This window comes from Acinetobacter sp. A1 (genome assembly GCF_012371315.1).
In the GTDB taxonomy this organism is placed as follows: Bacteria; Pseudomonadota; Gammaproteobacteria; order Pseudomonadales; family Moraxellaceae; genus Acinetobacter.
The window spans coordinates 1-5434 of sequence record NZ_JAAZQY010000058.1 but is presented as its reverse complement, the minus strand read 5'-3'; the positions used below and the strand labels follow the sequence as shown (position 1 = coordinate 5434).

The 5434-nt window shown below is 35.7% G+C and carries 3 protein-coding genes, 1 pseudogene and 1 other annotated feature; of the genes and pseudogenes, 2 read left to right on the top strand and 2 right to left on the bottom strand.

Going from position 1 to position 5434, the window contains the following annotated elements:
* Window positions 1-476: 476 nt before the first annotated feature.
* Window positions 477-1388, bottom strand: coding sequence for a ParB/RepB/Spo0J family partition protein (locus HHA41_RS12690; RefSeq protein WP_150378262.1), 912 nt, complete (start codon window positions 1386-1388; stop codon window positions 477-479).
* Window positions 1389-1395: 7 nt separating this feature from the next.
* Window positions 1396-2175, bottom strand: coding sequence for a ParA family protein (locus HHA41_RS12685; protein WP_150378261.1), 780 nt, complete (start codon window positions 2173-2175; stop codon window positions 1396-1398).
* 856 nt (window positions 2176-3031) lie between these two features.
* Here HHA41_RS12685 and HHA41_RS12680 point away from each other — a divergent pair.
* Window positions 3032-4204 (top strand): replication initiation protein, encoded by a 1173-nt coding sequence (locus tag HHA41_RS12680; protein WP_150378260.1) that lies wholly within the window; start codon window positions 3032-3034, stop codon window positions 4202-4204.
* Between the two features lie 155 nt (window positions 4205-4359).
* A pseudogene (locus HHA41_RS12675) lies at window positions 4360-5434 on the top strand (IS3 family transposase); the annotation flags it as partial.
* Window positions 4635-4751 (top strand) — a sequence feature (AL1L pseudoknot). Its footprint overlaps the pseudogene before it by 117 nt.

The following is a 5434-nucleotide window of genomic DNA, read 5'->3' as shown; positions in this document are numbered from 1 at the left end:
CGTTTTTTAGCAACAGGAGGTGTTGCTGAATATATATCCATGTTCATGGATTAAGTCCCCACTTGTTTTTAGGTGGGGACTAAATTAAGGCTTATAGGATCGCTTGGTAAGGCTGTGTTAGCCGGATGCTTACTTTCTTTTACCTTAATAACGGATTTGTTTAACGGCAGCATACTTTTTGAAACACCACCAAACTATTTATATTCCACCAGCATATAAATTTCCCTATCGGAAAATCTGATAGGAATTGATTATTTTGATACAAAACGTGAAAACTGGGAGTGATTATATGGACATATATAATATTTCCGGATAAATATAAACCACTCCACAAGAAGAAAGGCAGAATTTAATCTCAGTCTGAAGTAATAGTACTATCAAAGACCAAATGTTAAGACGCATACTTAAGAAAGCAAATTTCAATAATGCATGAGGATGTAATTAGTTTGACGGGACTAAAAAAGTGTAGCAACTTGCTACACTTTTTCGCTTTTTTGAATCAGCTGTTTTAAGAAATCTTCTAATTGTAAAAGACTGGCTTCGTCAATTTTCGAGATATTCAGAGAAACTTTAAGCTGTTTTTGATTCAGTTTGATATTCCCCGCAATCTTACCAGCATATTCAATTTTTCTGACCACGGATGTTGTGGTCAGTTTTTCTGGATTCTGACTCAATAGTTTTTCAGCATAAGTAGTAACTTTGCTTTGCTCGAGTTTTTTGTCTTTTAATTTTTCCCAAGCTCCGAGTAAGGCCATTTCGGCTTCAGAGAGTTGTTCAAGATGATCCGATAGAAATTTTTTGAATGCAGTTGCAGCAGTACGGCCTAGCAAGCCCGGTTCCACATCAAGGTCATTTAAAATTGCTTGCGGCAGTTTTTCGTATGCTAAATACTTGTACATATCTTCGCGATTTAAACCCAGTGAATTGGCTAAACGTTGCTTGTTTTTCTTTAATTTCTCATCAAGTGAGTTCAAGCCAATAAAAATCTCATAATCTGTCAGATCCTGACGCTTTAAATTCTCTGCCAGGGTTAACAAAGATGCTTCTACATTATTTGCATCAATTATAATGGCTTCAATCACAGACTTTCCGAGTAATTGATGTGCCCGTAAGCGTCGCTCGCCTGCAATCAGTTCATATTTCAGATTATCCAGTTTACGTACTGTAATGGGCTGCAAAAGGCCGATTTCATTAATAGAATCCGCCAGTTCTTTTAACTGTGACTCTTCAAATATTTTACGCGGCTGGTTTGGACTTCGGCTGATATCCTCAATAGGGACATTACGTCTAAACTCTTTCGGCTCTTTAATATTGTCTTTCTGTGCTTGCTGATGTTTTTCTGTATTCTGTTTCAGTTTCTGAGCTAAAAGCTCTTTGGTGCTTGCCATAATGCTCTCAGGTTTTAATTTTCACTACAATTTCATTGGCAAGGCTTTCAAAAGCCTTACGTACTTTTGAATTTTTTTCTACTTTCAAAAGTGGTTGTTGCAGAATCGCTGCTTGATTGACTTTAGTACTTTGAGGAATTGTGGTTTCTAAAATTTTACCTACCTGTTTCAAGGCTTCATCCCGAATCAGCTTACAGACATTCTGACGTTCATCATGCTTAATTAGTAAAGCGCCTAAAAGCTCTAAATCTGGATTAATACGTTTGATTTTTTCAAGATGATTTAAAAGATCTGTTACCCCATACAATCCATATTGTGATCCTGATTCGATAGGGATAACGACATGTGTTGAAGATGCCAAGGCATTGCTGGTTAATAATTTAAGGCTAGGTGGACAGTCGATCAATATAAAATCATAAAGATCTTTTAATAGTTTTAACTTGATATTTAACTCTTCAGAAGGACGGGGAGCTTCTTCTTTTAGTTGATCTTCAGTTTTTCCTAAATTTAAGGAACCATAAATTAATGATACTTTTTCAAAGTTCGTTTCTTCTTGTAATGCATCTGCCAACAACGAAATATCGCCCACTAGTAATTCTGCTGTAGTGACAGCAATTTCGCTTGGATGTTGGATCCCAATGTGTAAACTTGCGTTTGCTTGAGGATCTAAATCAATGACTAAAACTTTGTAGCCCAGATTGGCAAGTTCTGAGGCTAGGTGTACAACAGTCGTTGTTTTGCCACATCCGCCTTTATGGTTAGCAACAGTAATAATTTTTGCAGACATGCGTGTCAGATGCTTCCTTATTTCAATGTTTAGTAATATAAATAACTTTCATTCATCTTACTATAGTTTTTAAATTTATAAATCCTATTTATTCAGCTGTAAAACAACTTAAAAAATAAATTTTTAACTAAGCTAGCTTAATTAAAAATTAGAATAATTAGTTATTTAGCTAATTAATAATTAGGATCATATTTTTATTATATAAAACAAATGCTTGTAACTTTAAAAGTGGAAGGTTTGTCACTATAAAGTGGAAGGTTTGTCACTATAAAGTGGAAGGTCTGTCACCGTAAAGTGGAAGGTCTGTCACTATAAAGTGGAAGGTTTGTCACTATAAAGTGGAAGGTCTGTCACTAGGGTGGAAGGTTTGTCACTACTATTTTTAGAACTGCTATTTTTATTTAAAAATAATATAAAAAACAAATATTTAAGCTGTTAATAAAGTCTCATAACTAAGCTTTAAAGGTGGAAAGATTGTCACTGTATCTTCTTAACCTGTGGATAATCTGTTTTTATTGGATATTTCCTGATGATTATATGTGCAGTTATACCTTTTAAATCTAACAAAAAGGTGGAAGCCTTGTCACATCAGGGTTTTTATCTGACTTAACCTAACTAGACCTGAATGAAAAAAGTAAAAATAGACCTTCTGAACTGTAATTTCGAGACTAAAGGTGGAAGGTCTGTCATCATGAGGTGGAAAGATTATAATTAATTCCACTTTAAGTGCAGGAAATCGGCTAAAATGCTTCTTTTTGATGACAAACTTTCCACTTTTAGAATATTGTGGTGAAAGTCTTGAAAGTTTTTCCACTTTTGTATATAAAAACTAAGTTAAATTATAAATATCACGGTTATGACAGAATCTGAACCATTGCAAGAAGAATCGAATTATATTCCTTACTGTATAGGCAACATTCGCCATAATGGCGTTGTCAGTACCAGTAACCGTTTAATTCGCCCAATCGAATTATCAGCCAATGAATATAAGGCACTTTTATATGCAATGGCGGTTGCGAATTATAGTGAGAAAAATAGGGTAGATGGTGAAATTACCGAACAAACTTATATTTATTTGTATAAGGATGATTTGGCAGATTTACTAGGATTAAATAAACGTAATTCAATTAATGTTGCAATAGATCGGATTTATAAAGAGCTTTCATCCCGGGTAGCTCATTTTATTATTGAGGAGCCAGCTGATAATGGTAAGAGAAAGACTAAAAAAGTACATTCTGTCGTTCCCATTATCCGTGAGTTAAGATGGGAAGATGATTCTAAAAATGCGATTCAGATTCGTTTTACCAGTGAGGTGTTGCCGTATTTCACTCAACTGGCTGGGGGTAATTTTACTACCTATCAGCTAAAACATCTTTTTGCCCTAGATTCTGTTGCCAGTATGAGTCTTTATACTTATTTCATTAAAAACGAATTTAAGTACGTCAATCAAAAGAGTTATGAAGTGCCATTACTTTTAGAAAACTTGAAAGCACTGATTGATATTAATGAAACCAAATATGATCGCTGGGTAGATTTTAGACGCTATGTATTAGACAAAATAGTGGCAGAAATTAACGAAAATACAGATCTACAGTTAGAGTATGAAACCGTTAAGAAAGGCCGTCCAATTGTAGGTGTGAATTTTAAACTGCATCATCGGATTGCTGATAAGGCACTGGATGAATTTGCAGTGATTGAAAAAATCTATCTTGATGTTCCATTTGAAGACAATGCATCCGTAAAAGAATTAGGGGCTAAATTCGATATGAATGTACGTTCTTGGTATATTTTTAATAATGATGAAAATTATCAGCAGTTCAAGAAGTGGTTTAAAAAAGTAGGATGCCTCACTGACTCTCAAGCAAATATTGTCATTAATGACACTTTATTCCAAATGGATTTTGCTGAAATTGGTATGGGGTTGAATGACTTTAAACGAAATATGAAGCATAAACTTAAAAGTAATCCGGAATTCGTCCATAGTATTCGTGAAAGACTGAATGATATTTTTGGTAAAGAGTTGATCTAGCGAAAAGTGTAGCAACTTGCTACACTTTTTAGATATATGTTCGTAAAGAATACAAGTGGTAAGGACCTTAGGATAAAAACGACTCTGTTGCATAAAGTGTGAAAATGAACCGTACCGGGTTTGTCGGAGAGTCAATATTCTGAGAGACTACCCCGATGACCAAATTAAAATATACCCCTGAAATCAGAGAAAAAGCGGTTCAATTACTAATTGAATCTGAAAAAGATTATCCTTCTACTTGGGCTGCAATCACAGCAATTGCGCCTAAGATTGGTTATACTCCTGAAACACTTCGTGCCTGGCATCAAAAGCATTTAGATCAGCAAAATCCTATTAAAGTACAACAGATATCTGATCAAGAAAAAATGAAGCAAATGGAACGTGAAATTAAAGAATTAAAGCGTGCCAATGAAATTCTACGTAAAGCAGCCGCTTTTTTCGCCCAGGCGGAGCTCGACCGCCCACACAAATAATGGTGGATTTCATCCATAACAATAAAGATCGATATGGTGTTGATGCGATTTGTAGGATTTTACCGATCGCAGCTTCAACCTATTACCGAACTTTAGATCTCGCGGACAATCCAGAACATCGAGCGAAACGAGATCTACATGATGAGCATCATGCTGAACAAATTAAACGAATTTGGAAAGAAAGTTCAGGTCGATATGGTGTGCGTAAGGTCTGGCAACAATTGAAACGTGAAGGCTATATTATTGCACGTTGTACAGTTGCTCGATTGATGCAGAAGCTAGGTATACAAGGTGTTTGGCGTGGTAAGAATAAACAAACCACCCGTAGCCGAGATGATCAAAAAAGAGCAGATGATTTAGTGAAACGTAATTTTAATGCTGATCATCCTGACCAACTGTGGGTGAGTGACTTTACGTATATTCAAACTCATTCAGGCTGGGTCTATACCGCCTTTATTATTGATGTGTTCTCACGAGCAATTGTTGGATGGAAAGTATCGACACGGATGAATACAGATATGGTGCTCGATGCATTAGAGCAAGCCTTGCACGATCGAGGCATGCCAAAGAATGTGATTCATCATTCCGATAGAGGTGTTCAATATCTTTCTATTCGCTATACCAATCGTTTAGAAGCAGCAAATTTACGAGCATCAGTCGGTACAACTGGTGATTCATACGATAATGCTCTGGCTGAAACGGTGAATGGCTTATACAAAACAGAGGTGATTGAATATTTAAAAGCAGATTGGCAAGG

Coding starts and splice junctions, on each gene's coding strand:
- HHA41_RS12690 (WP_150378262.1), bottom strand. CDS start 1,388: ATGGCAAGCACCAAAGAGCTTTTAGCTCAGAAACTGAAACAGAATACA.
- HHA41_RS12685 (WP_150378261.1), bottom strand. CDS start 2,175: ATGTCTGCAAAAATTATTACTGTTGCTAACCATAAAGGCGGATGTGGC.
- HHA41_RS12680 (WP_150378260.1), top strand. CDS start 3,032: ATGACAGAATCTGAACCATTGCAAGAAGAATCGAATTATATTCCTTAC.